The organism is Pseudomonas sp. LBUM1674, from assembly GCF_059695635.1.
Genome location: NZ_CP166779.1, coordinates 3,857,476 through 3,884,277 on the forward strand (window position 1 = coordinate 3,857,476; position 26,802 = coordinate 3,884,277).

Here is a 26,802-nt window from a genome sequence, read left to right on the forward strand (position 1 = left end):
TTGGGGTGTCATCCGTATATTTCAAGGCTTGGCCCGGTTGGTCGCATGACCACTCTCATTCCGCTCAGTGATCCAGATGTGAATTCTCCAAATTAAAGGATTGAGGGTGCGATAGCGATGACTCGTTGAGATGTGAACGCCAAGCTGCATACGCGTCCGAATGTCGCGTTACAGCCGTACACCACCTTTCACCGGAAAGATCGCGAGTTGCGACCAACATCATCATTTTGCTAATAGCTGCATCCAGATCTAAAAGCAGCTCATGAGATTTAAATCTAAAGTCGTCCGTTGCGTTCATGTCGGATCCTGTGCTCAGCGGGTCTGACTCGAAGTTAGAAGTCGCAGTACCCACCAAGAATCTTGATTGTGGTTTTTAATGGATCAGCCCGAGCGATGGACGGTAATCATTTTGTCTGCTGGAACAGGGGCGTGCCCCCTGGAATCAAATGAATCATTCTTCACGCGTTTCTTATCCGCTTGAATGGATCACCAACGGTAACGTGACCACGAACTCGCTACCCTTGCCATCACCCTCGCTCATGCCGGTAACCTCGCCGCCGTGCGCCTCAACCAGCTCGCGGACTACTGTTAGTCCGATGCCTAAGCCTGTCCCATTGAAGCCGACGGCATGCACGTCCTGAACATAGGGGTCGAAAATAAACGGGAGTGCTTTAGCGGAAATGCCGATTCCATTGTCGGAAATGGTTATTTTCAAAACGTCGGACGCTACCGTTACAGACAGTTTGATCCTACCGTGGGTCGGGGTGTATTTAGCCGCATTCGCCAGAAGGTTGTGGAGAATCTGCGCGAGGCGCCCGGGGTCACCATTTACCATCAAGATCCCATCGGGAAGATGGGCGTCGAAACGCTGCTCTTGTGCGCTCATTAAAGGGCGACAAGCATCAATGGCTTCACCTAGAACTTGAATCATGTCGACATCGCGGCGATTGAGTCGCAACTTACCAGTGCTGGCACGGGAGACGTCCAGCAGATCGTCGACCAACTGTGACATATGTTGGACTTGGCCTTCGATCAACTCCCGCATCCTCGGCAGCTGATCGCTTGGCAGTCGCACCATACGTTCTGCAATCATGCTGATGGGGGTCAATGGGTTACGTAGCTCATGAGCCACCGTCGCCAGTATGCTTTTTTGCTGACTCAGTGCGCGCTCGGCTACAGCCTGAAGGTCTTGAGCGCTGAGTGCGGCTATGACCAGCTGGGCATTAGCCTCACGCAGTTCCTGGTACAAACGTTGCTCTTCCAAGTGTGGGGCAACTAAAGCGTCTGACTGCACCATGAGTTTCGCCGGTACTGGCTGCTGATTGGTCTCAATCACTTGCTCGACCTGCTGGCTATCCACCAGCCGGCTGCTGGTGTCGCTCAACTCTTTTTGAAGTGCTGCCAGCACGGCGCGTGCTTCCACGGTTTTCTGGCCAAGCAGGAAGAATTCGTGAGCGGCATTAGCGATCTCACGCTCATTCGTGCCATCGACATTACTCATGAGTCGGGCTCAAGCATTTTTATCTCCTGGGTGTGACAAACCTGAACTCTGTTTGTCGGTCGACCACCGAGCAGACCTTCCTGGTCCGGCAGCATTTCGCCAATCTGCAAGCCGTTTTCGTCGATGCGGTAAAGCCGTAACTCATCGGAGTGGGCGCTAGCCCGAAGCTTGACCACGGCCATGATGCGCAGCAAGCGGCTCTGCACTTCAATGTAGCGCTGAACGATGATCGCGTCGGTGAGAAACGCCGTGCCGTAGGGGCTGAAACGCAGGTCGGTGTAGCGGTCTTCCAGCTCCGAAGTCATCAATACACTGACCCCAACACTGGTCAGCGCAGTGACCATGCGTGACAGCGATTCACGGAAGTCTTCGCGGAAAGTCGGCGCGAGCGCCAGTTCGAAGCCCGACAACGAGTCGATCACCACACGAGTGGCTTTCAGTCGACGGATCTCGCTGAGCATCAACTGCACGATTTCGGCGATAGACAGATCCGGTGCGCGGCTGTCCACCAGACCGATCTGACCGCTTTGGATCAACTGAGTGAGGGTGACATTCTGAAAATGATTGGGCCGTTGTTCGAACACCGCGATCACGCCGGTTTCGCCATTGCGTGCGCCTTCGGCGAGGAAGGTTGCCGCCAGAATGCTTTTGCCCGAACCCGAAGGCCCGGCCACCAGCAGCGAATAACCCCGAGGTAGGCCGCCGCCGAGCATCTCGTCGAGCTGCGGCACGCCCATTTTCAGGCGTTTGATCGGGAGCTCAAGAGGCGCTTCAGCCGCCTTGAGCACTGCCGGCGCAAACACCTTGATCCCCGAAGTGGCAATGCGGAAGGTATGCAGCCCCGGCAATGTCGGTTGGCCACGCATCTTCATGATCTCCATCTTGCGCACCATCGAGTTGCGCTGGACGCTCTGGCGCAGCCAGATCAGGCCATCGGCCACGGTGAAAATCGGGTTGGTGTCGGTTTCGGTGAAATATTCGCCAATCAGGAAGGTCGTCGCTTGCCAGGTGGTCATCAACATGCCCAGTTGCTGAACGAACTGCGGCAGGTTGTTGTTGGGATTGTCCTGGGTCTGGCTGGCCAGTACCACGGAGCGGAACGAGTCGACGAACACCAGCGATGGGGAGTGAGCCTCGACCTCGCTGACGATGCGCCGCAGCACCTCGTCCAGATTTCCGGCCAAGGTATCGTCGGCCAGGTTGACGTAGCGGATCGACTGGTTGATCGTTTCGCTGTCGAAAAAGTCGAACTGTTGCTGATAACGCAGCATCTTCAGCGGCGGCTCGCCGAGCACGGTAAAGAACAGTGCCGGGCGTTCAGGCGTTGCCAGGGCAAACATCATTTGATGCGCCAGGGTGGTTTTGCCGCAGCCAGGCGGGCCGGCGATCAGGTTGAACGAAAACTCCGGCAGTCCTCCGCCCAGCACCTCGTCTAGCCCTGGCACGCCGGTGGCCAGGCGGTTGATAGTCACTTTGGTGCTCATGGCGAATTTTCCTGCGAAGGGGTGTCGCTCAAAGAAGGTTCCCACACGCCACGAAACAAACGTGCGGTGAGCGAGGGCCCGATGAGCGTGATCAGTAACTCGTAGAAGGTGGTCAGCAGCACCTCGCCGAAGAACAGCGCATCGACTTCGCTTTGCTCAACGAGTACGGATTTGAGGGCATTCAGATCCATACCTGTCTGCACTTTGTCATAGGTGCCGGCCAGTCGCGGATGAGTGGAAACGCACAGATTGAGGCTGCGGCGATAAAGCGCAGCAACCCCTTGCTGGCCGATGATGGGTCTGAGGGCTGCGTCCATATCCTGCAAGGTTGAAATAATTGCGTGGGTGGTCTTTGCAAGATCAGCAATGTCACCGACCCGGCGCGCCAGAAAAGCTACGATCTGGCGGCCCTCTTCGCTTTCCCTGGACATGGCTCACTAATTTTTGATGGGCACCTGTCGATGGTACACCCTATAACCTGTGATCGAGTTTTCATTTGGACGCAGAGCTACTGATCTTCGGATACCTGCTAGATGGCTGAAGGAAATCCGAGGCGCGAGGTTGATTCCTTCGTCGACGAACTCGACTTGGGTGCGCTCGGTTTTGAGGGCATTGCCTCTGCCAAAGCTGGTCGCCCGGCCTGTCATCAGCGACCAAACAGCAAAGATTTTCCTCTCTGTTTACGTCTCAAGCACCTGGATTTGTGATTTGAATATAAACCGACCAAATGCCAAGCAATATCCAAAACGTCGCAAAAATCCAAGGTGTGCGAACCGAAAACAGCAACGCCTTTCGGTACCCCTTGTGCGTGGACTCTCGCTCACAAAATAAAGGCGAGTCGTCATACGCCAACCCTATTACAGGCTCGCTATGCAATAGCTCGCTCTGCTTGAAATGCCAGTGGTCAATAATGTCGTATGCCGCGCGAATACCTGGCCAAGCATTCAGCAAACTTAGCACGCCAAGCAACGCAAGAAACGGTGGCACTACCAGCGTGAACAACTTGCCCCACTCTGGGTTGAGATTGCCCATACAAGAGGCAAATGCGATGACCAAAAAGGACTGGGATGCCAGATAGGCGTCAGTTCGATTGGCCAAGATGCTAGTTTCGTAGTGAATCTCTCTACGATAAAAATCCAAGCGCTCCTTCGGCGACCCGAACATCTTCGCATTGCGCTCGTTGAGTGCGGTGTCACTTATCTGGGAAGTCAAAATTCTCGGCAAGGTGGGCTCATCCTGATCAAGTATGTGAAGCTCTGGCTTACCACCCATCCCAATCCGCGAATTGAACTGGATATCTCCCACGTCAGCGTTGGTCACTCACTAACGCCTGCCGAAGGGTATTTATTTCCAATTTCACCCTTGCGCTAAATGCTCCGCCATCATCCGCGCTCCGAGCTCCCGCTCAGCAACCTGCACCAGCCCATGGTTATGGTCAGCCGCTACAAGCGGAATCACCACCTCATCAACACGCTTCACCTTGACGTTGATCCGCCAGACTTCCTGGCCTTCAATGTCCTCCCTGCAGGTCACGTAATTCCAGGGCCAAAAGCCTTCGCGCTCGTCATAAGTACTCTGCTTGGTCACTCGCTGCAATGATGGCCGTATGCTCTTCACAGAAAAGGAAAAGGTGTGGTTCATCCGTTGACCGAAGGCCGCAACGATCCGTTCCCGTGTCGGCAAATTTAAACCAGCCTACGTTCTTAATGTGCGATGAGCGTGGATTGTGTTGTGGATCAGGGGACGCCACGCACCGCACCCGGGTGTTGCTGGTTGACTCGCAAGGGCGCCAACAAACAATCCTTTCGTTCTTGAAAGCTCCGCAGTCGATAGTTCGCACAGCCAAGGGTGAATGCTTATTGACGGAGGGTGGCCCAACCGAGTGCTGGAACTGGAGCCATCCACAGTCCTGGAAGTTCACGAGGAGGATGAATTGCTCGATCAGCACGACGTGCAGGGCGAGGGTTTAGAGGACGGAAGTCCAGGCACTGTGGGGCCACGCCATCTCCCCGTGGTGGGACTTGGTAACCGGCGCTCGGCAGGACTTCAAACCCGGCGACCCGCAAACCTGGGCGGCGTTCGGCGTGCAAGGCATGGTGCTGTACAACTTTGAAACCGAAGCCACGGCGTTTATCGGTGAAGGTGGCCAAACCGCCGCGCGACTGGAAGGCGACTACGACATCCTGCTGACCAACCGACTCATTTTGCAGCCAACCGCCGAACTTAATTTTCACAGCAAAAACGACCCGCAACGAGGCATCGGTTCTGGCTTGTCTAACACTGAAGCGGGCCTACGCCTGCGTTATGAAATCCGCAGGGAGTTTGCGCCTTACATCGGCGTGACCTGGAACCGCACATACGGCAAAACAGCCGATTATGCCAAGGACGACGGCGAGGATCGCAGTGAAGCACGTCTCGTCCTTGGTGTTCGGCTGTGGTTCTAGTACGACGCGTCAACTTAACAATCAAAAAAGTTACCGCTCAACGCGGCGAGAGGCCTTGTATGCGCTTGATCAAAACCATCGCTGGTGTCATCGCACTTTCCACCGGGTTGCTCATGAGCACATTCGCTCAGGCGCACCCGAAATTGCTCTCATCTACCCCGGAGGAAGGCGCAGACGTTGCGGCCCCCGGCAAGATCGAACTGCACTTCTCCGAAAACCTCATGACCCAGTTCTCTGGCGCGAAACTGGTCATGACCGAAATGCCTGGTATGGCCCACCCCCCGATGCCCATGAAGGCCAAAGTCTCCGGCGGCAGCGACCCGAAAACCATGATTATCACGCCGCTCTCTCCTTTGCCCGCTGGTAGCTATAAAGTTGAATGGCGCGCGGTGTCATCGGACACTCATCCGATCACCGGCAACGTTTCGTTCAAAGTGAAGTAACTGATGAGCGATTGGGCCAGCATTGCCCTGCGCTTCGGCTTGTACATAGATTTGATGCTGCTCTTTGGCGTGGCGCTTTTTGGCTTGTACAGCCTTAAAGGGCGAGAGCGAGTGTCGGGTGCCGTGTTGCCGTTTCAGTCTATGTTGGCGGGGACCACGGCGCTCGGTGTGTTGGTGTCTGTCGCTAGCATGGTGCTGATGGCGAGCACCATGAGCGGGGAGTTGGACTACGCTGAGCTGCGTCCGCATATTGAGATGATGGTCTTGGAGACGGACGTAGGGCTAGCCTGCGTCGTGCGAATTATCGCGTTGGTTGTTGGTGGTTTAGCGGTGATATTCAACCAACGTGCGCCTCGCGTTAGCTTGTTGGTTGCAGCTATTGCCGGCGGGATCGCCCTTGCAAGTCTTGCGTGGAACGGTCATGGAGCGATGGATGAAGGCAGTCGTCGTTTTTGGCATTTTTCAACGGACATACTGCACTTAATGGCGGCTGGAGCCTGGCTCGGCGCGTTAGTCGCATTTGCCTGGATGGCAAGGCTTGACACGCTGCAAACCGAAGAGCGTATCAGATTGCTGGCCCGGGCCGTCACCCGATTCGAATCGGTGGGCGCTTTAATCGTAGTCGTCATCACGGTCACAGGAGTCGTGAACTACCTGTTCATCGTGGGCCCAAAGTTTGATGACGTAGTCCTTAGCGCCTATAGGACTTTGTTGTTCATCAAGGTAGTGCTTTTTGCCGGAATGCTGGTGCTGGCCGCCTTGAACCGGTTTCACCTTAGCCCGCTTTTGGAGAGGTCATTACGGAATGGCCAGTATAGGGCGGCAGGTATTTCGTTAAGGCGCAGCGTGTTGGTTGAATTATCGACGGCGGTTTTGATAGTGGGGCTAGTGGCTTGGTTGGGAACCTTGAGTCCCGAAATGGAGATAGCATCCCATTAGAGTTGCCGAATTTGTAAAAGCTCGTGCCAGCCGTGATAGACCAAGAGGTTATTTCAGTGACCTGCGTGCCGAGGCAGGGCTGTAGAAATCAAAGCTGCAAACAGTACGAATGCGCTAGATATCCAAAAGCATGCCCCCAGCCCATACACCTGATAAACCCAGCCGGAGAGCACCGTGCCTATCAAGCGTCCCATGGCGTTAGACATGTAATAAAAACCCACATCCAGCGACACGCCATCTTCCTTGGCATAGGCCAGGATCAGATAGCTGTGCAGCGAGGAATTCACCGCGAACAGCACGCCAAAAACCATCAATCCGCCGAGCAGAACAACCTGCTGTGACAGGCCGGTGTTCAGCCCGAGAGCGATTGCCGCAGGCAGACCCGCCAGTGCAAGTGCCCACAGAAACGCCGCTCGACCATCCGGTACGTGCCCTCGTTTCTTTCCGGTGATGTTGGGTGCGAAGGACTGCACGATGCCGTAGCCAATCACCCAGGCCGCCAGGAAGCCGCCAACCTTCCAGAAGTCCCAACCGAACACGCTGTTCAGGTACACCGGCAAGGCCACCACAAACCAGACGTCGCGGGCGCCGAACAGAAACATCCGCGCCGCTGAGAGGATGTTGATTGCCCGGCTCTTGGACAGGATGTCGCGAAACTTTGGCTTGGCTTTGGCTTTGCCCAAGTCCTTTTTCAACAGGATCAAGCTGCTGATCCAGATCAGCGCCAGGACACCGGCCATGGCCAGCAAGGCACCTTTGAAGCCGATCAATGCCAACAAGGCTCCGCCGAGAAAGAAGCCGACACCCTTGAGTGCGTTCTTCGAGCCGGTGAGAATCGCTACCCACTGGTAGAGCTTGCCCTGCTGCCCATCAGGAACCAGAAGTTTGATGGAGCTTTTCGCGCTCATCTTGTTCAGGTCTTTGGCAATTCCCGACAATGCCTGCGCCCCCATCACCCAAGGGATGGTCAGCCAGGCCACAGGAACCGTCAGCATCAGCAGCGCCGCGACCTGGAGGCCCAGCCCGATGTTCATGGTTCGGTTCAGCCCCAGCCGGGCGCCGAGGTAGCCACCCACCAGGTTGGTGATCACGCCAAAGAGTTCGTAGAACAGAAACAACGCCGCGATTTGCAGTGGGCTGTAGCCCAACGCGTGAAAGTGCAGCACCACCAACATGCGCAAGGCGCCGTCGGTGAGGGTGAAGGCCCAGTAGTTACCCGTCACGAGCAGGTACTGCCGCACTTGCGGAGCGAGGGCTGACAACGTTTTCATGACCGCTCCTCAGACTGCCAGACCGACCATTCTGGCCAGTTCGACGGTGCGGTTGGCATAGCCCCATTCGTTGTCGTACCAGGCATAGAGTTTAACCTGGGTGCCGTTGATGACCATGGTCGACAGCGCGTCGATGATTGATGAGCGTGGATCTGTGCGGTAGTCGATGGACACCAGTGGACGTTCCTCGAAGCCGAGGATGTCTTTCAGCTCGTTCTCGGAGGCGTCCTTGAGGAACTGATTCACCTCTTCGACAGTGGTGGCTCGCTCAACCTCGAAGACACAGTCAGTCAGCGACGCGTTGGCCAGCGGCACCCGTACCGCGTGACCATTCAGGCGCCCACGCAGCTCTGGGAAGATTTCCGCGATCGCGGTGGCCGAGCCGGTACTGGTTGGAATCAGGCTCATGCCTGAAGCACGCGCACGGCGCAGATCCTTGTGCGGCTGATCGAGGATGCTTTGGGTGTTGGTCAGGTCGTGAATGGTGGTGATCGAACCGTGGCGAATGCCCAGCTTTTCGTGGATCACTTTCACCACTGGAGCGAGGCAATTGGTGGTGCATGACGCCGCCGTGACGATGCGATGTTCCGCCGCATTGAACAGCTGATGATTGACGCCCATGACGATGTTGAGCGCGCCTTTTTCCTTCACCGGGGCGCTGACCACTACGCGCTTCACGCCTTGGTCGAGGTAAGCCTGAAGCGCAGCGACGGTCTTCATCTTGCCGCTGGCTTCAATCACCAGATCGCAGCCCGACCAATCAGTGTCGGCAATCGCCTTGTTGGCGGATACCTTGATTCGTTTGCCGTCGATGACGATGCTGTCGCCCTCAGAGTCGGCCTGGTAATTCCAACGACCATGCACCGAATCGAAGTTCAGCAGGTGTGCATGAGTCGCCGCATCACCTGCCGGATCGTTGATCTGCACAAATTCAAACTCTGGCCAGCTCCAGGCTGCTCGCAGAGCGAGGCGACCGATCCGACCGAAACCATTGATGCCAACTTTGATAGTCATGTTGTTGTGCTCTGTATCTGTAGTCAGTGGGAGTTCGACTGGGTGTCGAATTGGCCGATGTATTCGATATGGGCGGGATGCTGAATGGCACGCGGACGCAACGACTGAACATCGCGGATGGCATCGCTGAATGGCACACCGCTCTCGATCAACAGCTGAGCGGCGACCAAACCGGTACGGCCCGAGCCGCCCTTGCAATGGATGGCGATGGTTTTCCCTTCGGTCAGTAACTGCTTGAGTCGTGGATGGTGCTGCTCCCATGCGGCTTTAAATGCTTCGCCAGGCGCTTGATCATCTTCTACTGGCAGGTGAAACCACTCGATGCCGAGCATTTGGCACTCTTCGGGCAGCAGGTCGATCTCGTTCTGAAACAACTCTTCTGTCGGCATCAGCGTCAGCAACGCCGATGCACCTGCATCCCTAAGTGTTTGCAACGCCTCGAAAGGTCGGGTGCCCTTCGTGCCTGGGCACGGGGTGAAGATCAATTGGCCATTGAACTGTGTCAGGGGCAGTACGGAATATGGGTGTTGTTGCACAGTGAAAAATCCTCAGATGGAGCGCTGATTGACACGTTTCATGAGTTCTTCCGCCGACTCCTTGCGCTCGGAATAACGATCGACCAGATAGTCCTGACGGTCGCGAAGCAGCAGCGTGAATTTCACCAACTCTTCCATCACATCAACGACGCGGTCGTAGAACGGAGAAGGTTTCATCCGGCCGTTATCGTCGAATTCCATATAGGCCTTCGGCACGGAGGATTGGTTGGGGATGGTGAACATGCGCATCCAACGTCCCAGCACTCGCAGCTGATTGACCACATTGAACGACTGCGAGCCGCCGCATACCTGCATCACGGCAAGGGTTTTGCCCTGGGTCGGGCGTACCGCGCCCATCGCCAGTGGCACCCAGTCGATCTGCGCTTTGAAGACCGCGCTCATGGAACCGTGACGTTCTGGAGAACACCAGACCTGCCCCTCGGACCACAGCATCAGCTCGCGCAGTTCCTTCACCCGTGGGTGATCATCGGGAGCGTCATCTGGCAGCGGCAAACCTGACGGATTGAAAATCCGCGCCTCGGCCCCTAAGTGCTCCAGCAGTCGAGCGGCCTCCTCCACCATCAGGCGACTGAAAGAGCGCTCACGGGTCGATCCATACAGCAGCAAAATGCGTGGCTTATGGATAGAGGTCTTCTCGATGCCCAGCTTGTCAGTCGATGGGAGATCAACCAGTTCGGTATCGAGTTGGGGGATGTGGTCATCAAACATAGTCTTTGTCCTGCGCAATGGCGCTCTTGGATTCATCGAACCAGCGGCGTTTCAACCAGAGGGCCACACCGACCAGGGAAATCAGTACCGGCACTTCCACCAATGGGCCAATCACCGTGGCAAAGGCGACCGGGGAAGCCAGGCCGAAGGTGGCGACGGCCACGGCAATCGCCAGTTCGAAGTTGTTGCTTGCGGCTGTGAAAACCAGTGCGGTGGTGCGCGGATAGTCAGCCTTGAGCAGCTTGCCCATCCAGAAGCTAATGAAAAACATCACCACGAAGTAGATCGTCAGCGGGATCACGATGCGCAATACGTCGAATGGCAATTGCAGCACCACATCGCCCTTGAGGCTGAACATGGCCACGATGGTCAACAGTAGTGCCACCAGTGTCAGCGGGCTGATCTTTGGAATGAAGCGCTCCTGGAACCAAGCTTCGCCTTTACGGGCGATGAGAATCTTGCGGGTCAGGAAGCCTGCCAGGAATGGCACACCCAGGTAGATCAGTACCGACTCGGCAATGCTGACAAAGCTGGTCTCAATCACACTGCTTTCCAGCCCAAACAGCGGCGGCAACAGCCCAAGGAAGACCCAGGCATAAAGGCTGAAAAACAAAATCTGGAAGATGCTGTTGAACGCCACCAATCCGGCGACGTACTGATTGTTGCCACCCGCGATCTGATTCCAGACCAGCACCATCGCGATGCAACGAGCCAAGCCGATCAGGATCAGGCCCGTCATGTACTCCGGCTGGTCCCGCAGGAAGATGATCGCCAACGCAAACATTAATACCGGTCCGATGACCCAGTTTTGCACCAAAGACAAAACAAGGATGCGCTTGTCCTTGAAGACTTCCGGCAGTTCCTCATAACGAACCTTGGCCAGAGGCGGATACATCATCACGATCAAGCCGATAGCGAGGGGGACGTTGGTTGTGCCCACAGAAAGACTGTTGAGCCACTGCGGCCAGCCTTCGAACAGGCTCCCCAAACCGATACCCAGGGCCATGGCGAGAAAAATCCACAGCGTCAGGTAACGGTCTAGAAAGGAGAGGCGGCTTTTACTCATGATCATTGCTCCTATGGTTACAGCGTGCCAATCAGGGCCAGCTCTGCCTTGAGCTGTACGGCACTCAGTCGGGCAAGCGGTAAAGCCAAGAAAGCTTCAATACGGGTTTTGATCTGCTCCAAGGTGGCTTCAAAAGCCGCCTCGATCTCTTCTTGAGTCCCGTGGTATTCCGAAGGGTCAGCCAGACCCCAGTGGGCTTTGGTGGCGGGTCCAAAAAATACCGGGCAGGCCTCACCCGCAGCCTTGTCGCACACCGTAATGACGAAATCAGTTGCCAGCTTCACATGGACATCGCTGGACTTACTGAACAATCCGGCTGTCGAAATACCAGCCTTCTTCAACGTTTTGAGACTCAGCGGATGCACTTCCCCTTTGGGTTGACTGCCAGCGCTGTAGGCTTTCATGCCTCCCTGTGCCAAGTGGTTGAAGACCGCTTCACAAAGGATGCTGCGGCAGCTATTGGCAGTGCAGAGAAACAGGATTTTCATCGAGCGGTCTCGTAGTCGAAGGCGGAATCAGGCGATTTTGCTTTCACAGCAGGCCAGCGCCCTTTCAGGACGGTCGCCCATTTCATCGAGGCGTTTGGATTCAGGGCTCAACCAATGCTTGTTGCTTTCGAGAGTAGTGGTCAGCACTTGATGGACCCAATCTGGGAGGTTTGGGTGCAGCCGGTAATACACCCATTGGCCTTGCCGACGATCCGACAACAGGCCGCAGCTGCGCAGCTGCGCGAGGTGTCTGGATACTTTTGGCTGACTCTCGTTCAACGCGCAGGTCAGCTCGCAAACACAAAGCTCTCCTTCACGGGTGATGAGCATCATCGTGCGGACCCGAGTGTCGTCAGCCAGGCATTTGAAAACAGTGGTCGGTGTCAGATGGTCAGCCATATCGTTTCTCAGTGTTTGTTTTTGACCAAGACGAACATCTTGATGCGCTCATGAATTTCGTGAAGGGTGTGGCGGAAGGCATCGGGTTTGGTGCTGGTGACCGGGTCCTCAAAACTCCAGGCCAATGCTTCACCTGATCCAGGTAAAGACAGGCATTCCGCTGCGGCTTTATCACACAAGGTGATGACGTAATCGAAACGCTCACCACGGAACTCGTCTACCGACTTACTACGTAATCCTTCAGTGCTCACACCGATGTGTGAAAGCGCCTCGAAGGTGCGCGGATCTACCTGAGTCGGAGTTGTGCCGGCGCTGAACGCCTCGAAATGCTCCGAGTCGGTATGCCTCAGCAGCGCTTGGGCCAACTGTGAGCGGGCAGCGTTGGCGGTACAAACGAACAGGACACGGGCTTTGCTGGTCATTGTGAAATCTCAGCTCATATACGGTTTAACAAATATATGTTTTCCCGCATATAAGGTAAAGAGCCAACGACATATTAATCCATCAAAACGATTGAATTCCGCCGGCCACCCTCAATGAAAGCTCTGTATTACGGCGTTAGGCAGGTAAATCGTCTTCCGGGCCTCTTCAAATATCTGCAGCGGTGCATATATGGTTTTTGTAATGAAACTGTCACTCACGCAAAGATAGGTCGATCCTTGGTTCAAGGACTACCTGGACATGTAGAAGAAAATAAGAAGGTCGCCCCTAACCCGCCCCGGTCATCGAGGGCGGGCTCGGTTGCTGCGCACTAAGCCTTGCAACAACCCGGCGAGGTACGAGGTGCGACCTCAGGAATTGTCCCTCCAGTGCCGCAACAAGACGCCTGACTTGCCGAAGCCTTCAAGCAATCATCGACTTCATCGAAATCCGAGTTGCAAATGCCAGTCTCCGGGAGGTCCAGCTCAACCCTTTTGGCCGCATCCCAGTCGCCCGCCAATGCCGCGACAACAGACCGTACCTGCTCATACCCCGTCATCAACAAGAACGTTGGCGCGCGGCCATAGCTCTTCATCCCCATAATGAGCAAGCCTTCCTCAGGCCAGCTCTACCGCACCATGGGGCCTGACCGTACCGCAGCTGTGTTCGTTGGGATCAATCATCGGAGCAAGCAACACTGCGCTTTGTTGCGGGATCAAGTGCGATACGCAACTCGGCGAGCAGGCTCAGGTCAGGGCGGAATCCAGTCGCCACAATGATCTCGTCCACAGGTGGAAGTATCTGCTCTCTCGCCGTCACGACCAACCCTTGGCGCTTGCCTATAACCTGATCGATAGCGACGTTTTTGAACAGCTCGATCACGCCGTCATTCAGCAACTGGCGAATCTTCAGGCCGAGCTTTCCGCTCTCCTCCAATAGGTCATTCGCACCACCACCTAGAATGCGCTCAAGAGAGTTTGGGTCGAATGCGGTCACTCGCGCCACAATCCCATCAAAATGCCCCAGCCAAATCGACGACCCACCGCCCGCGGGCCTTTGGTTGTCTGACCTCCCCCGCTGCTACGCTTTCGATTCCTCGATCGGAGTCGAAACGATGCCCACTGAATACTCTCTCCCCGATGTTCTTGAACGCCTGCATCACAACCAACTCGCCCTGGAGGCTGCGCTGATGGAGCTGACCTTATTGATTGAGAGCCAAGGCCATGCCGAGGCTGGCGACAATGTCCGCGGCGCGCTTCACACGATCGGTGAGAACGCCGGACACATCAAACAGGGCTTGGCCAAGCTGACGGCCCAAGGCCCACACCAATCAAGCTGCCCCCAACGTCCGCCTGCAACAGCCTTTTTGGACTTTGTGCGCATGCAGTCCGGGTCAGCACGCGCTGTTCGGCGCGAAGGATGACCCCCGTACTACACATTTCGTCAGATACAAATCCCAAACTATGTGCTCGCGGGTAAAATGGCATAATATGCCAATGATCGAAAGAAACCTGTTTGCTCAGAGCTGGAGCTAATTATGGCGACGCGAAACGTTGTGCTCACCCCTCACCAGGAACAGGTTATCCATGACCTGGTTCAGTCCGGCCGTTATCAAAATGCCAGCGAAGTGATGCGAGAAGGTTTGCGTCTATTGGAACAGCGCGTCGCCGAAGACACCGCCAAAATTGAGGCCCTGCGTCAGGCGACCTCGATCGGCATAATGGATCTTGAGCACCGGCGCTTTACTCAGTTGAACGAAGGGGATCTGGAGCACTACCTCGAGGGCTTGAGCCTGGAGGCAACCATCCCCGCGAGAGAGAAACACTGAGCATGCCGCAGTATCGGATTTCCAACGCGGCGCGCGCCGACATTGTCGACATCCTCAGGCTCTCCCAGACGCAGTTCGGCGATCAAGCACGCCAGCGGTATCAGGCGCTGATCCTCGCGGCGCTGCAAGCTATTGCCGGCCCGCCTTATCGCATCGGCAGCCACGAACGCGATGAGCTTGCACCGGGCCTTCGCAGCTATCACCTCATCTATTCACGCCAGCAGGCCAATCACCCCCATGGGACAGTCAAAAGCCCACGCCATATCGTGTTCTATCGTGTGGCAAACGACGACGTGATCGAGGTCGTCCGACTCTTTCATGACGCCATGGAAGTGCAACTGCACCTGCCCAACGACTGATCACCGACCTGGCCCAAAGGCTTAACTGGCCATGAGCAGCGAAGGTAAGGCGCCCCCCCTCTACATCTCAACCTGAGCGCCCTCGCTGTCAGCCGAACCGGCGGCCAGTTGAAGCGGGAGGTTCTGGGTCCAAGACTATCGAGTCCCACGACCAGTACCACGATGTTCAACTTTGCACACCACTTTCAATGCTGAAAGACCGTTTCTTAGACGTTTTCCGTGGCCAGGCGCCTAGCATTCCGCTCCAGCCGTCGATGGACGCGCGGATCGATGCCCCCGGCGACCAACGTCCTCGCAACATCACGCAGAGCGCGAGCATCTCGTAGGCTAACTTCAGGATCGGTGCCGAGCGAAATACGGTGTTGCTTATCCACCCAGGAAAAGCGGAAGTGCCAGCGCTTGGCGCCTTTCGTACTCACGAAAAGGGCGAGGCCGTTGTAGTCGGGGAAGGTGTAGTCCTTGGCACGGGGCTTGGCGTGCCGGACCGCGGTATCGGTGAGGGCCATCGTACAATCTCCGTCTCGTTTGGATGGGAGATTTGTACGGTTTCCAGGGGGGCGAGTCTCACGAAAAAGTGATCTACCAGGCGCCGGATTAATGTACTAAAAAATGTACTAAAAAAACGTGGCTTCTAGTGATCTCAAGGGGAACTTACTGGAACAAAAAAAAGAGGCCGAAGCCTCTTTTTTTCAGTCTCTACAGATTTCAATAGAAGCCTGTAGAACAATAATTGGAGCGGGAAACGAGACTCGAACTCGCGACCCCGACCTTGGCAAGGTCGTGCTCTACCAACTGAGCTATTCCCGCGTCTTGGTGTGGCGCATTCTATAGAATCCAGAAGCGCCGTCAAGCCTTTGATTCAAAAAAGTTTTATTTCTTTTCTGCATCGGTCTTCAGATGCGGCCAGGCAGCCCGCAGGTACTGGATCATGGACCACAACGTCAGGCCGGCGGAGACCAGCAGCAAAGCGTAACCGAACAGGACCCAGAACGTGAAGTCCGACGGGTTGGCCAGCAGGATCACCAGCGCCAGCATTTGCGCGGCGGTTTTCCATTTGCCCAGGTTCGACACTGCGACGTGGGCCCGGGCGCCGAGTTCGGCCATCCACTCGCGCAGCGCCGAGACCACGATCTCGCGACCGATGATGACGGCGGCCGGCAGCGTGAGCCACAGGTTGCCGTGTTCCTGCACCAACAGTACCAGCGCCACGGCGACCATCAGCTTGTCGGCCACCGGATCGAGGAACGCCCCGAATGGCGTGCTTTGCTCCAGACGGCGGGCCAGGTACCCGTCCAGCCAGTCTGTGGCGGCAGCAAAGGCGAACACCGAGGCGGATGCCAGGTAGCTCCAGTGGTAAGGCAGGTAGAACAGCAAAATAAAGATCGGAATGAGCAGGACGCGTAGAACGGTAATCAGATTAGGGATATTCATCGGCACAACTGGCTACGAGGTGAGGTGGCATTCTACTCGCTGTGCAGATTTGCATAAATCAACTCTGCGAGCTTTTTACTGATCCCGGGTGCTTTGGCGATCTCTTCGATGCTGGCACGAGACAGCTCCTGCAATCCACCAAAATGTTTCAACAAATCGCGCCGACGTGTCGGGCCGACGCCCGCGACGCCCTCAAGCGTAGACGTACGGCGGGTTTTGCCACGACGGGCACGGTGCCCGGTAATCGCGAAACGGTGGGCTTCGTCGCGTATCTGCTGGATCAAATGCAGCGCGGGGGAATCGCCGCGCAAGGTGAATTCGTGGGCGGCATCATTCAGGTACAAAGTTTCGAAACCGGCCTTGCGTGTGGCGCCCTTGGCCACGCCCAGCAGGATCAGGTCGGGCACCGCCAGTTCATTGAGCACGTCCCGGGCCATGGACAGCTGGCCCTTGCCGCCGTCCACCAGCAGAATGTCCGGCAGCTTGCCCTCCCCGTCCTTCAGTTTGCTGAAGCGTCGGGTCAGGGCCTGGTGCATCGCGGCGTAGTCGTCGCCGGGGGTGACGCCTTCGATGTTGTAGCGTCGGTAGTCGGACTTGATCGGGCCTTCCGGGCCGAACACCACGCAGGAGGCCACGGTCGCTTCGCCGCTGGAGTGACTGATGTCGTAACACTCCAGACGCTGTGGTGGCTCGTCGAGGTTCAGCACTTCTGCCAAGGCATCGAAACGTGCTGCAACATGTTGCCGGTTGGCCAGCCGAGCGCCCAGGGCCTGCTCGGCATTGGTGACCGCCAATTGCTGCCAGCGTGCCCGGGTGCCACGAACCCTGTGGCTGATGGTCAGTTCGCGACCGCGCAGCTTGTCGATGGCCGCGATCAGGGTCGGGAAGTCTTCGTGAACCACATTAACGATCAGCTCGCTCGGCAAGTCGCGTTCGGGGCTGCTGACGTAGTATTGGCCGAGAAACGCCGCCATGACTTCGGACACGTCTTCTTCGATACCCACCTGCGGGAAGAAGTTCTTGCTCCCCAGCACCCGCCCGCCGCGCACGCTGATCAAGTGCACGCAGGCACCGCCCGGATTGACGAACGCCGCGATCACGTCGACATCCCCCGTGCCGCCTTCCATGCTCTGCTGATCCTGGACCCGGCGCAGCAACGAGATCTGGTCGCGCAACTCGGCGGCCCGCTCGAATTCGAGGTTGATTGCCGCCTCTTCCATGGCCGCGGACAATTCGTCCGTCAGCGCATTGCTGCGTCCCTCGAGGAACATCACCGAGTGCCGTACGTCTTCGGCGTAGACCTCGGGCTCCACCAGGCCGACGCAGGGTGCCTTGCAGCGTTTGATCTGGTATTGCAGGCACGGCCGCGTGCGGTTCTTGTAATAGCTGTCCTCGCACTGGCGCACGAAAAAGGTCTTCTGCAGCAGGCTCAGGCTTTCACGAATCGCCCCGGCGCTGGGATAAGGACCAAAGTACTTACCCTTGGCCTTCTTCGCACCGCGATGGATGCTCAGGCGCGGGAACGGGCCATCCGAGAGAAAGACGTAGGGGTAGGATTTGTCGTCGCGCAGCAGAATGTTGTAGGGCGGCCGCCACTCCTTGATCAGCGTCTGCTCAAGCAACAGGGCTTCGGTTTCATTGGCCGTGATCGTCGTTTCGACCTGGGCGATACGCGCCACCAGGGCCGCGGTCTTGGGGGCGAGCCCGGACTTGCGGAAGTAGCTCGACAGACGACTCTTGAGGTTCTTGGCCTTGCCGACGTAGAGCAGGCGCGCATCGCTGTCGAACATGCGATACACACCGGGGCGCCCACTGACTGTCGACAGAAAGGCACCTGGATCAAAGGCTTCAGTCATTTTCAGAGGCTGGCATCGACCATGCCGTGACGAACCGCCAACAGCGTCAACTCGACATCACTGCTGATCGAAAGCTTTTCGAAAATGCGGTAACGGTAGGTATTCACGGTTTTTGGCGACAGGCACAGCTTGTCGGAAATGATCTGGACTTTCTGACAGCCGACAATCATCAGCGCGATCTGGATCTCCCGTTCCGACAGCGCATCGAAGGGTGAATCGTTGGTCGGCTGGAACGACTTGATCGCCAGTTGCTGGGCAATCTGCGGGCTGATGTAGCGTTGCCCGGCAAACACCAGGCGAATCGCCTGGACCATTTCCGGCAACCCGGCACCCTTGGTCAGGTAACCCGCGGCACCGGCCTGCAACAACCTTGTAGGAAACGGATCTTCTTCGCACACGGTGACCGCGACGACCTTGATGTCCGGATGACTGCGCAATAATTTGCGCGTGGCTTCAAGACCGCCGATTCCCGGCATCTTGACGTCCATCAGTACCACATCGGGTTTCAACTCACGCGCCTTGAGCAGGGATTCTTCACCTGATTCAGCCTGGCCGACCACTTGCAGGCCATCGATGTCAGCCAGCATTCGTGTAATGCCTGTACGAACGAGATCATGGTCATCGACTACTAGCACCCTAATCAAGCAGACACCTCGCGATATGGTCTTATTGGGTTGCTCGACACCTTAGCAAAAAGCGACTGGCAGACCTAGCGGCACGCGCTATATAAAAAGTATCAATAGTTCTTGAAAGGCTTGCCGTATACGTGTCTTAGCCATGCACCCCATCGATCTCGCGCTGCATTCTCAGGAAACACCCGTCCGTGCCAACGACTGCCAGTCCCTTTCTCTCATATAAAGCTCGCGCGGGATTGTTTTGAAAAACCGTCAGACGCAACGCCCGGCGTCGTTCCCGGCACGCCATGGCCAACACTCGATCGATCACCCAGGAGCCGGCGCCCTGCCCTTGAAACGCTTTGATGACGTGCAATTCGCGGATGTACAGGTCCCTGGCGTCCCGACTCAGGCTGACGTAACCGAGCAAGGTCTCGCCCTCCACGATCAACCAGTTCTCGCGCCCGGCCCAGCCGATATCGAAACCTTCGTCCAGCCACAACAGATTATGCTGAATGTAATAGCGCAGCATGTTGTCGCAGGTCAGCTTTCGAGCGAAGTCGAGGTCCCGGAGCGTCGCCGGGCGTAATTCCAATGCCATCAAGCCTCCGCGACCGCCACTGTTTTCTGCTGCTGGCCATTGCATTGCACTGGGCAATGACCACGCGGTCCGACGCCAGGATTGCACGGCATCCTGCCGACTCGATGACGTGGGGTTTGTCCAAGTGTCAAGTGTGTCACAACCTCCGGCGCACTCAAGCGATAGAAAACACCCTCGGCGTCCGATAGCATTTTCTGATTGAAACTGCCTACCGGCCTCTAGTAAGCTCGGTGCATTCATCGGAGACAGACCATGATCAACACCCTCTCACCGCTTCAGACCGCCAGCGCCCTGCGCTCGGTCGCGGCTGCCCGGGTGAATGACGTCTGTGCTTCGGTCAGCTTTTATTTTGGGTATTGGTTTAGCCACTGGCGCGCCTGATACCCACACGGCGCCCACTTTGAACGGGTCGCCACCAGAGAATTCTCAACCCCCGGTCGGCCTCCCGACCGGGGGTTTTGTTTTTTTCAGCCCTGCACATTTTTAGTGACACACCCGACAACTAGAGGATTTAGAAATGAACTACGCCACTTATTACCGTTACGACAGTTTTACCGCCTGGCGATTTAGCAGCCTCCGCTCGGGACAGCCTGCCGCCTCCGATCGGTCACCCACAGGTGGCAAGCACACACACGCAGCCAATCCGGCCAATTGTCGAACACCCCAGTAGGGCCGAGTGCGCGGGACCGAACCCGCCACCTGCCCAGGAAGCCTGAACATGAACTCGTCCGTCTCCGCTCTACCGCTGTCCACCCTGAGCCCTGCCAATGAAGCGCTGACCCTGCGCCTGCCCAGCTCATTGCAACTCAAGCAGCAACTGCCGCTCACCAACGCCCTGACCCAACAAGTCGCTGCCCACCGCCAGGCGGTTCGCGCGATCCTCAATGGCGAAGACGCCCGCCTGCTGGTCATCGTCGGCCCTTGTTCGATTCACGACCCCCGGTCTGCCCTCGAATACGCCACTAACCTTGCTCGCCTGGCCACCGAAGTCAGCGATGACATGCTCCTGGTGATGCGCGCCTATGTCGAAAAACCGCGCACCACAATCGGCTGGAAAGGCCTGGCCTACGATCCGCACCTGGATGGCAGCGACGACATGGCGGGCGGCCTGACCCTGTCTCGCGAGCTGATGCGTGACATGCTCCAGCTGGGCTTGCCGATTGCCACCGAACTGCTGCAACCGATGGCTGCCGGTTACTTCGACGACCTGCTCAGCTGGGTGGCGATCGGCGCCCGCACCACCGAATCGCAGATCCACAGGGAAATGGCCAGCGGCCTGGGCATGCCGGTCGGTTTCAAGAACGGCACCGATGGTGGCGTGACCGTTGCCAGCGACGCCATGCGCTCGGCCGCCCATCCCCATCGTCATTTCGGTGTCGACAGTCAGGGGCATCCTGCAATCATCCAGACCCCTGGCAATCAGGACACTCACCTGGTTCTGCGCGGCGGCCATCGCGGACCGAACTACGACCGCGAGAGCGTCGCCCAGGTGCACAGCGATTTGACCAGGCTGAAAATTCCGGCGCGAATCATGGTCGACTGTAGCCATGCCAACAGTGGCAAAGACCCGTTGCGGCAGCCGGCGGTGTTCAACGACGTGCTTGAGCAACGCCTGCAAGGTGATCGATCGCTGATCGGCATGATGATCGAGAGCCATTTGTTCGAAGGCTGCCAAGCGTTGAGCCCGGCGCTGCGGTACGGGGTATCGGTCACCGACGGCTGCCTCGGCTGGACCGGGACCGAAGACTTGTTGCGCCAGGCGGCGAGCCGGTTGCGGGCTCAGCGCGACTGACAGACAAATGACACTCCGGAGGCGGGCCATCGCACACCTGTGCACTGCCTCCGGCGAAAGGCTGTCCAGACCTTCCGACAAAGAACTCATACCCTTCGAGCTTTCGTACTTTTCCTATTCCGTTTTCATCAGGCTACCGCGGCCTTTTCATACATCGCACCCGCGCTGGAGTGCTTTAGAGTGAGGCTCAAGCCTCCCACAACCTCCTGTGAAAAAGGTATGAACAATGCAACGGAATGCAACGACTCGCTACCCGATTCTGCTGGTCCATGGGCTTTTCGGTTTCGATCGCATCGGCCGGTTCGAGCTCTTCCATGACATCAAGCAAGCCCTCAGAAACGCCGGCGTCCGAGTGTTTGTCCCACACCTGTCGGCCAGCCATAGCAACGAAGTACGCGGTGACCAGCTTCTGGCGCAGATCGAGCGGGTGCTGGAAGGTACCGGTGCGAACAAGGTCAACCTCATTGGTCACAGCCAGGGCGCGCTGGCCGCGCGTTATGCGGCAGCGATTGCACCCAGGGCCGTCGCGTCGGTGACCTCCGTCAGCGGACCGAATCACGGTTCGGAGCTGGCCGACGTCCTGCGCAAGGCCCTGACGCCCGGACGCCTGTCAGAGCAGGTCGCCGAGGCAGTCGCCACCTTGTTCACAGACTTTCTATCGTTACTCAGTGGCAACCGCCAGCTGCCGAAAAACGCCATTGCCGCGCTGAATGCGCTGACCACCGAGGGCGTGGGCATATTCAATCAAAAATACCCCCAAGGGCTGCCGCACACATGGGGTGGCAAGGGCCGTGAACTGGTCAACGGTGTTCGCTACTACTCCTGGAGCGGCACGCTGCAAGGGAGCCTCCTCGATAAAGGGCGCAATGCATTCGACCCGCTGCACGGATTTTGCCGGGCCTTCTCCCGTTATTTCACCACCGAGGCCAGGCAGAACGACGGCCTGGTCGGGCGCTACAGCTCTCATCTGGGCACCGTGATCCGCTCCGACTATCCGCTGGATCACTTCGACAGCATCAGTCAGATGGCCGGTCAGATCCGCAAAGGCATCGACCCGGTCGACCTTTATATAGAGCATGCCGAACGCTTGAAAAAGGTCGGCTTGTGAGGAATGCCCCGTTACCGGGCAGCCACGAAGGGAACTTTGAGAAGAAATAGAGCACTGAATCCGGTAGGCTCAGCACTTTACTGAACATTGAAAGGAGGAATTTCCCATGCCTAAAGCCACTGCACGTCACATCCTGGTTGCCAGCGAAGCCAAGTGCAATGAACTCAAAGCCCAAATCGAGGGTGGCGCTGATTTCGCCGAAGTCGCCAAGGCCAACTCCACTTGCCCTTCGAGCCGCCAGGGCGGTGACCTGGGTTCGTTCGGTCCGGGTCAAATGGTCAAGGAATTCGACACCGTGGTCTTCAGCGCACCGATCAACGTGGTGCAGGGTCCGGTCAAGACTCAGTTCGGTTACCACTTGCTGGAAGTGACCAGTCGTCAGGACTGATCGATTCGCGAAGTTACCTGTGCAGCGGCCCGCCTTTTGGCGGGCCGTTGTGTTTCGGTTATGTGATACGGCTGGCGAGGGGCGCGCCGCTAGCGTACAAATTGCGGTTATCGACCACCCGGCTCAAAGGCTGACAATGCGACTGGCTTTCCCAACTTTGTTGTTCCTTGCCGTGGCCCTGTTATCAGGTGCTGCCGGGGTGAATGCAACACCGCAACATGCGCTGACCGTGTATGGCGAACCGGCGAAGTATCCCGCCGACTTCAGTCATTTTGCCTACACCAACCTGCAAGCACCCAAGGGCGGCACCCTGCGTCGTTCGGCGATCGAAATCGGCCATTTCGACCATATACTGCCGTACATCGACAAGGGCATCGGCGTCACTCAGATCGACGGCTTGATCTATTCGCCCCTGGCCCAGCGCTCGCTGGACGAGCCTTACACCGTATACGGCCTGGTGGCGCAGACGATGGAGCGCGCCGATGACGGCCTGTCCCTGCGCTTCAATCTCAACCCCAAGGCCCGGTTTGCCGATGGCCAGCCGATCACCGCCGAAGACGTGCGCTACACCTTCGAGCTGCTGATGACCCAGGGCAGCCTGCGTTATCGCACGCAATTCGCCGACGTCAAGGGCGTCGAAGTGGAGTCGCCACGCACCGTGCGTTTCGACTTCAAGAACAACGAAAACCGCACCCTGCCCCTGGACATCGCGACCTTGCCGGTGTTTCCCGAGCACTGGTGGAAAACCCGCGACTTCGCCGGTGGCGGCGGATACGAGCCGCCGCTGGGCAGCGGTCCGTACGAGGTCGCTAAGGTCGACTCCGGGCGCAGCATTACCTTCAAGCGCAACCCCGACTGGTGGGGCAAGGACCTGCCGGTCAGCCGCGGCCTGTACAATTTCGACCATTTCAGCATCGAGTACTTTGGCGACACCGACGTGGCGCGCCAGGTGCTGCGCGGCGGTGCCTACGACTACAACCGCGAATTTTCCGCCACCGGTTACTCCATCGGCTACGACAGCCCGGCGCTGAGTGACGGACGCCTGCAAAAGGCCCATCTGGCCCAAAACGCCCCACAATCGGCGCAAGGCTTCGTGTTCAATCTGCAAAACCCGATGTTCCAGGACCGCCGTGTGCGCCAGGCCCTGGCCATGCTCTGGGATTTCGAATGGAGCAACCGGCAGATGATGCGCGACCTCTATATTCGTCAGCAGAGTTTCTTCTCCAACACCGACCTCGCCGCGCGCAACCTGCCCGATGCCGCCGAGCTGGCGATCCTCGAGCCCCTGCGCGGGCAGATCCCGGACGAGGTGTTCACCCAGGTCTTCGAAGCGCCGAAAACCGACGGCAGCGGCTTGATCCGCGACAAGCAATTGCAGGCACTGGACTTGCTTGAGCAGGCTGGCTGGAAGCCGGAAGGCGATCAACTGGTAAATGCCGAAGGCAAACCGCTGAGTTTTACCTTCCTGGTCAGCCAGAACGGCATGGACCGATTGCTCCTGCCGTACAAACGCACGCTGAAACAGATCGGCATCGACCTGAACATCCGCCGCATCGACTCGTCGCAGTACGTCAATCGCCTGATGTCCCGGGACTACGACATGATCGTGACCGGCTACCCGGTCACCACCTCGCCGGGCAATGAGCTATACAACTACTTCGGCTCGGTGGCGGCCAACGATCCGGGCTCCAACAACTACATGGTGCTGAAGAACCCGGCGGTCGATACGCTGGTCAGCGGCCTGGTTCGCGCCAACACCCAGGCCGACATGTTGCGCCATGCCCATGCCCTGGACCGGGTGCTGCAATGGAACTATTACTGGATTCCCAACTATTACCCGCCAGGCAGTTCGACCGTATGGTGGAACCGCTTCGGCATTCCCAGCGTGCAAGCCAGCAATGACGAAGCCATCGAGAGTTGGTGGGAAGTGAGCTCCACGCCCCTGACCAACCAGCAGATGACAGCCGAACTCATCAAACGCGGCAAACCCGGAGGGCCGCACTGATGTGGGCTTATATCCTGCGGCGCCTGCTGCTGATCATTCCGACGCTGGTGATCATCCTCCTGGTCAACTTCGTCATTGTCCAGGCCGCGCCGGGCGGTCCGGTGGAACAGGCGATCGCGCACCTGCAAGGCATCGGCGGCGCGAGTGTCGGTGGCGGCTCCAGCGACGCCATCAGTCATGGCGGTTCCCGGGCCAGCCGCGGGCTGGACCCGCAGCTGATCAAGGAGATCGAAAAGCAGTACGGCTTCGACAAACCGGCCCCGGAACGTCTGTGGCTTATGCTCAAGAGCTATGCGCAACTAGACTTCGGCAAGAGCTTCTTCCGCGGCGCCACGGTCACCGACCTGATCCTGGAAAAAATGCCGGTGACCATTTCCCTCGGGCTCTGGGCCACGCTGATCACCTACCTGGTGTCGATCCCGCTGGGGATTCGCAAAGCGGTGCATCACGGCAGCCATTTCGATATCTGGAGCAGCACCGCGATCGTCATCGGCTACGCCATGCCAGCGTTCCTGTTCGCGATGTTCCTGATCGTGATGTTCGCCGGGGGCACTTCGTTGAACTGGTTTCCGGTGCGCGGCCTGGTCTCGGACAACTTCGAGTCGCTGTCGACCCTGGGCAAGATCGCCGACTACTTCTGGCACCTGGTGTTGCCGGTCACGTCACTGGTGATCGGCGGCTTCGCCACCCTGACCATCCTCACCAAGAACTCCTTCCTCAATGAAATCACCCGTCAATACGTGGTCACCGCCCGCGCCAAGGGCATGAGCGAGCGACGGGTGCTGTACGGCCATGTGTTTCGCAACGCCATGTTGCTGGTGGTGTCGGGGATACCCCAGGCCTTTATCAGCGTATTTTTCGCCGGCTCCTTGCTGATCGAAGTGATCTTCTCCCTCGATGGCCTGGGCCGCATGAGTTACGAAGCCGCGGTGTCTCGGGACTATCCGGTGGTGTTCGGCTCGCTGTTCATCTTCACCCTGTTCGGCCTCCTGATAAAAATCGTTGGTGATCTGTGCTACACCCTGGTCGACCCGCGTATCGACTTCGCCGCGAGGAATGCCTGATGCTCAAGCTCTCGCCGCTGGGCCGTCGCCGCTTCGAACGGTTCAAGAAAAACCGTCGTGGCTGGTGGTCGCTGTGGCTGTTTATCGGCCTGTTCCTGCTGACCCTCGGCGGCGAACTGATCGCCAACGACAGACCGCTGGTGGTCGGTTACCAGGGTTCGCTGTACTTCCCCGCCTTCAAACGCCACACCGAGCAGGAATTCGGCGGACAACTGCCGTTCCAGGCGGATTATCGCAGCGACTACGTGCAGAACCTGATCAAGAAGGACGGCGGCTGGCTGCTGTTTCCGCCGATCCCGTTCAGTGACGATACGCCCAACTATGACCTGGACAAACCGGCACCGAGCCCGCCGTCGAAGGTCAACTGGCTGGGCACCGACGACCAGGCCCGGGACGTGATGGCACGGGTGATTTTCGGCGCACGGGTGTCGATCCTGTTCGCCTTGATGCTGACCCTGGTCAGTGCCCTGATCGGTATCGCGGCCGGCGCACTGCAAGGCTATTACGGCGGCTGGGTCGACCTCTTGGGTCAGCGGCTGCTGGAGGTCTGGTCCGGGTTGCCGGTGCTGTATCTGCTGATCATTCTCTCCGGGTTCGTCGAGCCGAATTTCTGGTGGCTGCTGGGGATCATGGCGCTGTTTTCCTGGCTGGCCCTGGTCGACGTGGTGCGCGCCGAATTCCTGCGCGGGCGCAACCTGGAATACGTCAAGGCCGCCCGAGCCCTGGGCCTGAGCGACCGCAAGGTCATCGTGCGGCACATCCTGCCGAACGCGATGAACGCGACCCTGAGTTATCTGCCATTCATTCTGACCGGGGCAATCTCGACCCTCACGGCCCTGGACTTCCTCGGTTTCGGCATGCCGGCCGGCAGTGCGTCCCTGGGCGAGTTGATCGGTCAGGGCAAGCAGAACCTGCAGGCGCCGTGGCTGGGACTGACCGCGTTTTTCACCCTGGCACTGATTCTTTCTCTACTGGTGTTTATCGGCGAGGCGTTGCGCGACGCCTTTGATCCGCGATCTTGA

General features: G+C 57.7%; 29 protein-coding genes, 1 tRNA gene and 4 pseudogenes. 14 read left to right on the forward strand and 20 right to left on the reverse strand.

What is annotated here, in order from left to right; translation table 11 throughout:
• Nucleotides 1-469: 469 nt before the first annotated feature.
• From ACA067_RS17705 to ACA067_RS17725, 5 genes are all read right to left on the reverse strand, one after another.
• Nucleotides 470-1,501 (reverse strand): sensor histidine kinase, encoded by a 1,032-nt coding sequence (locus ACA067_RS17705; protein WP_497457770.1) that lies wholly within the window; start codon nucleotides 1,499-1,501, stop codon nucleotides 470-472.
• Nucleotides 1,498-2,985 (reverse strand): ATPase domain-containing protein, encoded by a 1,488-nt coding sequence (locus tag ACA067_RS17710; protein ID WP_497457771.1) that lies wholly within the window; start codon nucleotides 2,983-2,985, stop codon nucleotides 1,498-1,500. The genes ACA067_RS17705 and ACA067_RS17710 overlap by 4 nt, the downstream gene beginning before the upstream one ends.
• Nucleotides 2,982-3,416: a hypothetical protein gene (locus ACA067_RS17715; RefSeq protein WP_497457772.1), complete on the reverse strand. Its 435-nt coding sequence runs from the start codon at nucleotides 3,414-3,416 to the stop codon at nucleotides 2,982-2,984. Before ACA067_RS17715 ends, ACA067_RS17710 begins: the two co-directional genes overlap by 4 nt.
• Before the next feature lie 256 nt (nucleotides 3,417-3,672).
• The gene (locus ACA067_RS17720) at nucleotides 3,673-4,209 is read right to left on the reverse strand and encodes a hypothetical protein (RefSeq protein WP_497462796.1); all 537 of its coding nucleotides are present in this window, start codon (nucleotides 4,207-4,209) and stop codon (nucleotides 3,673-3,675) included.
• Between the two features lie 132 nt (nucleotides 4,210-4,341).
• Nucleotides 4,342-4,602 carry a hypothetical protein gene (locus ACA067_RS17725; RefSeq protein ID WP_497457773.1) on the reverse strand — a complete coding sequence of 87 codons (261 nt, stop codon included), beginning with the start codon at nucleotides 4,600-4,602 and terminating at the stop codon, nucleotides 4,342-4,344.
• Here ACA067_RS17725 and ACA067_RS17730 point away from each other — a divergent pair.
• The 4 genes and pseudogenes from ACA067_RS17730 to copD all read left to right on the forward strand — a co-directional run.
• Nucleotides 4,568-4,885: pseudogene (locus ACA067_RS17730) on the forward strand (hypothetical protein); the annotation flags it as partial. The gene ACA067_RS17725 and the pseudogene ACA067_RS17730 sit on opposite strands and share 35 nt — an antisense overlap.
• A 76-nt stretch (nucleotides 4,886-4,961) precedes the next feature.
• Nucleotides 4,962-5,429: pseudogene (locus ACA067_RS17735) on the forward strand (copper resistance protein B); the annotation flags it as partial.
• 59 nt (nucleotides 5,430-5,488) lie between these two features.
• Nucleotides 5,489-5,872: a copper homeostasis periplasmic binding protein CopC gene (gene copC / locus ACA067_RS17740; protein ID WP_497457774.1), complete on the forward strand. Its 384-nt coding sequence runs from the start codon at nucleotides 5,489-5,491 to the stop codon at nucleotides 5,870-5,872.
• 3 nt (nucleotides 5,873-5,875) lie between these two features.
• Nucleotides 5,876-6,811: a copper homeostasis membrane protein CopD gene (gene copD, locus ACA067_RS17745; protein WP_497457775.1), complete on the forward strand. Its 936-nt coding sequence runs from the start codon at nucleotides 5,876-5,878 to the stop codon at nucleotides 6,809-6,811.
• Between the two features lie 53 nt (nucleotides 6,812-6,864).
• Here the strand turns inward: copD and arsJ are convergent, their stop codons facing one another.
• From arsJ to ACA067_RS17790, 9 genes are all read right to left on the reverse strand, one after another.
• Complete coding sequence (arsJ, locus tag ACA067_RS17750; RefSeq protein WP_497457776.1) at nucleotides 6,865-8,082, reverse strand: organoarsenical effux MFS transporter ArsJ; 1,218 nt, start codon at nucleotides 8,080-8,082, stop codon at nucleotides 6,865-6,867.
• A 9-nt stretch (nucleotides 8,083-8,091) separates the two neighbouring features.
• Entirely contained in the window at nucleotides 8,092-9,096 is a 1,005-nt protein-coding gene (locus ACA067_RS17755; protein ID WP_497457777.1) for an ArsJ-associated glyceraldehyde-3-phosphate dehydrogenase, read from the reverse strand.
• 23 nt (nucleotides 9,097-9,119) lie between these two features.
• A complete protein-coding gene (locus ACA067_RS17760) occupies nucleotides 9,120-9,632 on the reverse strand; it encodes a cyclin-dependent kinase inhibitor 3 family protein (RefSeq protein WP_497457778.1) in 513 nt (170 codons plus the stop codon).
• A 12-nt stretch (nucleotides 9,633-9,644) separates the two neighbouring features.
• Complete coding sequence (gene arsH / locus ACA067_RS17765) at nucleotides 9,645-10,361, reverse strand: arsenical resistance protein ArsH (protein ID WP_497457779.1); 717 nt, start codon at nucleotides 10,359-10,361, stop codon at nucleotides 9,645-9,647.
• Nucleotides 10,354-11,427 (reverse strand): ACR3 family arsenite efflux transporter, encoded by a 1,074-nt coding sequence (gene arsB, locus ACA067_RS17770; protein ID WP_497457780.1) that lies wholly within the window; start codon nucleotides 11,425-11,427, stop codon nucleotides 10,354-10,356. The genes arsH and arsB overlap by 8 nt, the downstream gene beginning before the upstream one ends.
• Before the next feature lie 17 nt (nucleotides 11,428-11,444).
• Nucleotides 11,445-11,915: an arsenate reductase ArsC gene (locus ACA067_RS17775; RefSeq protein ID WP_497457781.1), complete on the reverse strand. Its 471-nt coding sequence runs from the start codon at nucleotides 11,913-11,915 to the stop codon at nucleotides 11,445-11,447.
• A gap of 27 nt (nucleotides 11,916-11,942) precedes the next feature.
• Entirely contained in the window at nucleotides 11,943-12,314 is a 372-nt protein-coding gene (locus ACA067_RS17780) for a metalloregulator ArsR/SmtB family transcription factor (protein WP_497457782.1), read from the reverse strand.
• An 8-nt stretch (nucleotides 12,315-12,322) separates the two neighbouring features.
• Nucleotides 12,323-12,736: an arsenate reductase ArsC gene (locus ACA067_RS17785; protein ID WP_497457783.1), complete on the reverse strand. Its 414-nt coding sequence runs from the start codon at nucleotides 12,734-12,736 to the stop codon at nucleotides 12,323-12,325.
• A 673-nt stretch (nucleotides 12,737-13,409) separates the two neighbouring features.
• Nucleotides 13,410-13,730 (reverse strand): hypothetical protein, encoded by a 321-nt coding sequence (locus tag ACA067_RS17790; protein ID WP_497457784.1) that lies wholly within the window; start codon nucleotides 13,728-13,730, stop codon nucleotides 13,410-13,412.
• A 118-nt stretch (nucleotides 13,731-13,848) separates the two neighbouring features.
• On the opposite strand from ACA067_RS17790, the pseudogene ACA067_RS17795 reads away from it, so the two are divergent.
• The 3 genes and pseudogenes from ACA067_RS17795 to ACA067_RS17805 all read left to right on the forward strand — a co-directional run.
• A pseudogene (locus ACA067_RS17795) lies at nucleotides 13,849-14,055 on the forward strand (hypothetical protein); the annotation flags it as partial.
• Between the two features lie 216 nt (nucleotides 14,056-14,271).
• Nucleotides 14,272-14,562 carry a type II toxin-antitoxin system ParD family antitoxin gene (locus tag ACA067_RS17800; RefSeq protein ID WP_497457785.1) on the forward strand — a complete coding sequence of 97 codons (291 nt, stop codon included), beginning with the start codon at nucleotides 14,272-14,274 and terminating at the stop codon, nucleotides 14,560-14,562.
• Nucleotides 14,563-14,564: 2 nt separating this feature from the next.
• On the forward strand, nucleotides 14,565-14,921 hold the full coding sequence (locus tag ACA067_RS17805; RefSeq protein WP_497457786.1) for a type II toxin-antitoxin system RelE/ParE family toxin: 357 nt from the start codon (nucleotides 14,565-14,567) through the stop codon (nucleotides 14,919-14,921).
• 206 nt (nucleotides 14,922-15,127) lie between these two features.
• Here ACA067_RS17805 and ACA067_RS17810 read toward each other — a convergent pair whose 3' ends face one another.
• The 6 genes from ACA067_RS17810 to ACA067_RS17835 all read right to left on the reverse strand — a co-directional run bounded on the left by ACA067_RS17810 (nucleotide 15,128) and on the right by ACA067_RS17835 (nucleotide 19,423).
• Nucleotides 15,128-15,427 carry an Arm DNA-binding domain-containing protein gene (locus tag ACA067_RS17810; RefSeq protein ID WP_497457787.1) on the reverse strand — a complete coding sequence of 100 codons (300 nt, stop codon included), beginning with the start codon at nucleotides 15,425-15,427 and terminating at the stop codon, nucleotides 15,128-15,130.
• A 225-nt stretch (nucleotides 15,428-15,652) separates the two neighbouring features.
• A tRNA-Gly gene (locus ACA067_RS17815) sits at nucleotides 15,653-15,728 on the reverse strand.
• 63 nt (nucleotides 15,729-15,791) lie between these two features.
• Nucleotides 15,792-16,352: a CDP-diacylglycerol--glycerol-3-phosphate 3-phosphatidyltransferase gene (gene pgsA / locus ACA067_RS17820; protein ID WP_128872701.1), complete on the reverse strand. Its 561-nt coding sequence runs from the start codon at nucleotides 16,350-16,352 to the stop codon at nucleotides 15,792-15,794.
• A 32-nt stretch (nucleotides 16,353-16,384) separates the two neighbouring features.
• Nucleotides 16,385-18,208 (reverse strand): excinuclease ABC subunit UvrC, encoded by a 1,824-nt coding sequence (uvrC, locus tag ACA067_RS17825; RefSeq protein ID WP_497457788.1) that lies wholly within the window; start codon nucleotides 18,206-18,208, stop codon nucleotides 16,385-16,387.
• 2 nt (nucleotides 18,209-18,210) lie between these two features.
• A complete protein-coding gene (gene gacA / locus ACA067_RS17830) occupies nucleotides 18,211-18,852 on the reverse strand; it encodes a response regulator transcription factor GacA (RefSeq protein WP_008015884.1) in 642 nt (213 codons plus the stop codon).
• 127 nt (nucleotides 18,853-18,979) lie between these two features.
• Entirely contained in the window at nucleotides 18,980-19,423 is a 444-nt protein-coding gene (locus ACA067_RS17835; RefSeq protein ID WP_497457789.1) for a GNAT family N-acetyltransferase, read from the reverse strand.
• A gap of 252 nt (nucleotides 19,424-19,675) precedes the next feature.
• Between ACA067_RS17835 and ACA067_RS17840 the strand changes: the two genes are divergently transcribed.
• From ACA067_RS17840 to ACA067_RS17870, 7 genes and pseudogenes are all read left to right on the forward strand, one after another.
• Nucleotides 19,676-19,804 carry a hypothetical protein gene (locus ACA067_RS17840; RefSeq protein WP_497457790.1) on the forward strand — a complete coding sequence of 43 codons (129 nt, stop codon included), beginning with the start codon at nucleotides 19,676-19,678 and terminating at the stop codon, nucleotides 19,802-19,804.
• A gap of 337 nt (nucleotides 19,805-20,141) precedes the next feature.
• Complete coding sequence (locus ACA067_RS17845; RefSeq protein WP_497457791.1) at nucleotides 20,142-21,215, forward strand: 3-deoxy-7-phosphoheptulonate synthase; 1,074 nt, start codon at nucleotides 20,142-20,144, stop codon at nucleotides 21,213-21,215.
• Between the two features lie 226 nt (nucleotides 21,216-21,441).
• Entirely contained in the window at nucleotides 21,442-22,323 is an 882-nt protein-coding gene (locus ACA067_RS17850; protein WP_497457792.1) for a lipase family alpha/beta hydrolase, read from the forward strand.
• A 103-nt stretch (nucleotides 22,324-22,426) separates the two neighbouring features.
• Nucleotides 22,427-22,711 (forward strand): annotated as a pseudogene (locus tag ACA067_RS17855) (peptidylprolyl isomerase); the annotation flags it as partial.
• A gap of 136 nt (nucleotides 22,712-22,847) precedes the next feature.
• The gene (locus ACA067_RS17860) at nucleotides 22,848-24,716 is read left to right on the forward strand and encodes an extracellular solute-binding protein (protein WP_497457793.1); all 1,869 of its coding nucleotides are present in this window, start codon (nucleotides 22,848-22,850) and stop codon (nucleotides 24,714-24,716) included.
• A complete protein-coding gene (locus ACA067_RS17865) occupies nucleotides 24,716-25,780 on the forward strand; it encodes a microcin C ABC transporter permease YejB (RefSeq protein ID WP_497457794.1) in 1,065 nt (354 codons plus the stop codon). The genes ACA067_RS17860 and ACA067_RS17865 overlap by 1 nt, the downstream gene beginning before the upstream one ends.
• Nucleotides 25,780-26,802: an ABC transporter permease gene (locus ACA067_RS17870; RefSeq protein WP_497457795.1), complete on the forward strand. Its 1,023-nt coding sequence runs from the start codon at nucleotides 25,780-25,782 to the stop codon at nucleotides 26,800-26,802. The genes ACA067_RS17865 and ACA067_RS17870 overlap by 1 nt, the downstream gene beginning before the upstream one ends.

Bases quoted from the DNA above. Each gene is read 5' to 3' on its own strand.
- ACA067_RS17705 (WP_497457770.1), bottom strand. From the start codon at position 1,501: ATGAGTAATGTCGATGGCACGAATGAGCGTGAGATCGCTAATGCCGCT.
- ACA067_RS17710 (WP_497457771.1), bottom strand. From the start codon at position 2,985: ATGAGCACCAAAGTGACTATCAACCGCCTGGCCACCGGCGTGCCAGGG.
- ACA067_RS17715 (WP_497457772.1), bottom strand. From the start codon at position 3,416: ATGTCCAGGGAAAGCGAAGAGGGCCGCCAGATCGTAGCTTTTCTGGCG.
- copC (WP_497457774.1), top strand. From the start codon at position 5,489: ATGCGCTTGATCAAAACCATCGCTGGTGTCATCGCACTTTCCACCGGG.
- copD (WP_497457775.1), top strand. From the start codon at position 5,876: ATGAGCGATTGGGCCAGCATTGCCCTGCGCTTCGGCTTGTACATAGAT.
- arsJ (WP_497457776.1), bottom strand. From the start codon at position 8,082: ATGAAAACGTTGTCAGCCCTCGCTCCGCAAGTGCGGCAGTACCTGCTC.
- ACA067_RS17755 (WP_497457777.1), bottom strand. From the start codon at position 9,096: ATGACTATCAAAGTTGGCATCAATGGTTTCGGTCGGATCGGTCGCCTC.
- arsH (WP_497457779.1), bottom strand. From the start codon at position 10,361: ATGTTTGATGACCACATCCCCCAACTCGATACCGAACTGGTTGATCTC.
- arsB (WP_497457780.1), bottom strand. From the start codon at position 11,427: ATGAGTAAAAGCCGCCTCTCCTTTCTAGACCGTTACCTGACGCTGTGG.
- ACA067_RS17775 (WP_497457781.1), bottom strand. From the start codon at position 11,915: ATGAAAATCCTGTTTCTCTGCACTGCCAATAGCTGCCGCAGCATCCTT.
- ACA067_RS17780 (WP_497457782.1), bottom strand. From the start codon at position 12,314: ATGGCTGACCATCTGACACCGACCACTGTTTTCAAATGCCTGGCTGAC.
- ACA067_RS17785 (WP_497457783.1), bottom strand. From the start codon at position 12,736: ATGACCAGCAAAGCCCGTGTCCTGTTCGTTTGTACCGCCAACGCTGCC.
- ACA067_RS17800 (WP_497457785.1), top strand. From the start codon at position 14,272: ATGGCGACGCGAAACGTTGTGCTCACCCCTCACCAGGAACAGGTTATC.
- ACA067_RS17805 (WP_497457786.1), top strand. From the start codon at position 14,565: ATGCCGCAGTATCGGATTTCCAACGCGGCGCGCGCCGACATTGTCGAC.
- ACA067_RS17810 (WP_497457787.1), bottom strand. From the start codon at position 15,427: ATGGCCCTCACCGATACCGCGGTCCGGCACGCCAAGCCCCGTGCCAAG.
- pgsA (WP_128872701.1), bottom strand. From the start codon at position 16,352: ATGAATATCCCTAATCTGATTACCGTTCTACGCGTCCTGCTCATTCCG.
- uvrC (WP_497457788.1), bottom strand. From the start codon at position 18,208: ATGACTGAAGCCTTTGATCCAGGTGCCTTTCTGTCGACAGTCAGTGGG.
- ACA067_RS17835 (WP_497457789.1), bottom strand. From the start codon at position 19,423: ATGGCATTGGAATTACGCCCGGCGACGCTCCGGGACCTCGACTTCGCT.
- ACA067_RS17840 (WP_497457790.1), top strand. From the start codon at position 19,676: ATGATCAACACCCTCTCACCGCTTCAGACCGCCAGCGCCCTGCGCTCG.
- ACA067_RS17845 (WP_497457791.1), top strand. From the start codon at position 20,142: ATGAACTCGTCCGTCTCCGCTCTACCGCTGTCCACCCTGAGCCCTGCC.
- ACA067_RS17850 (WP_497457792.1), top strand. From the start codon at position 21,442: ATGCAACGGAATGCAACGACTCGCTACCCGATTCTGCTGGTCCATGGG.
- ACA067_RS17860 (WP_497457793.1), top strand. From the start codon at position 22,848: ATGCGACTGGCTTTCCCAACTTTGTTGTTCCTTGCCGTGGCCCTGTTA.
- ACA067_RS17865 (WP_497457794.1), top strand. From the start codon at position 24,716: ATGTGGGCTTATATCCTGCGGCGCCTGCTGCTGATCATTCCGACGCTG.
- ACA067_RS17870 (WP_497457795.1), top strand. From the start codon at position 25,780: ATGCTCAAGCTCTCGCCGCTGGGCCGTCGCCGCTTCGAACGGTTCAAG.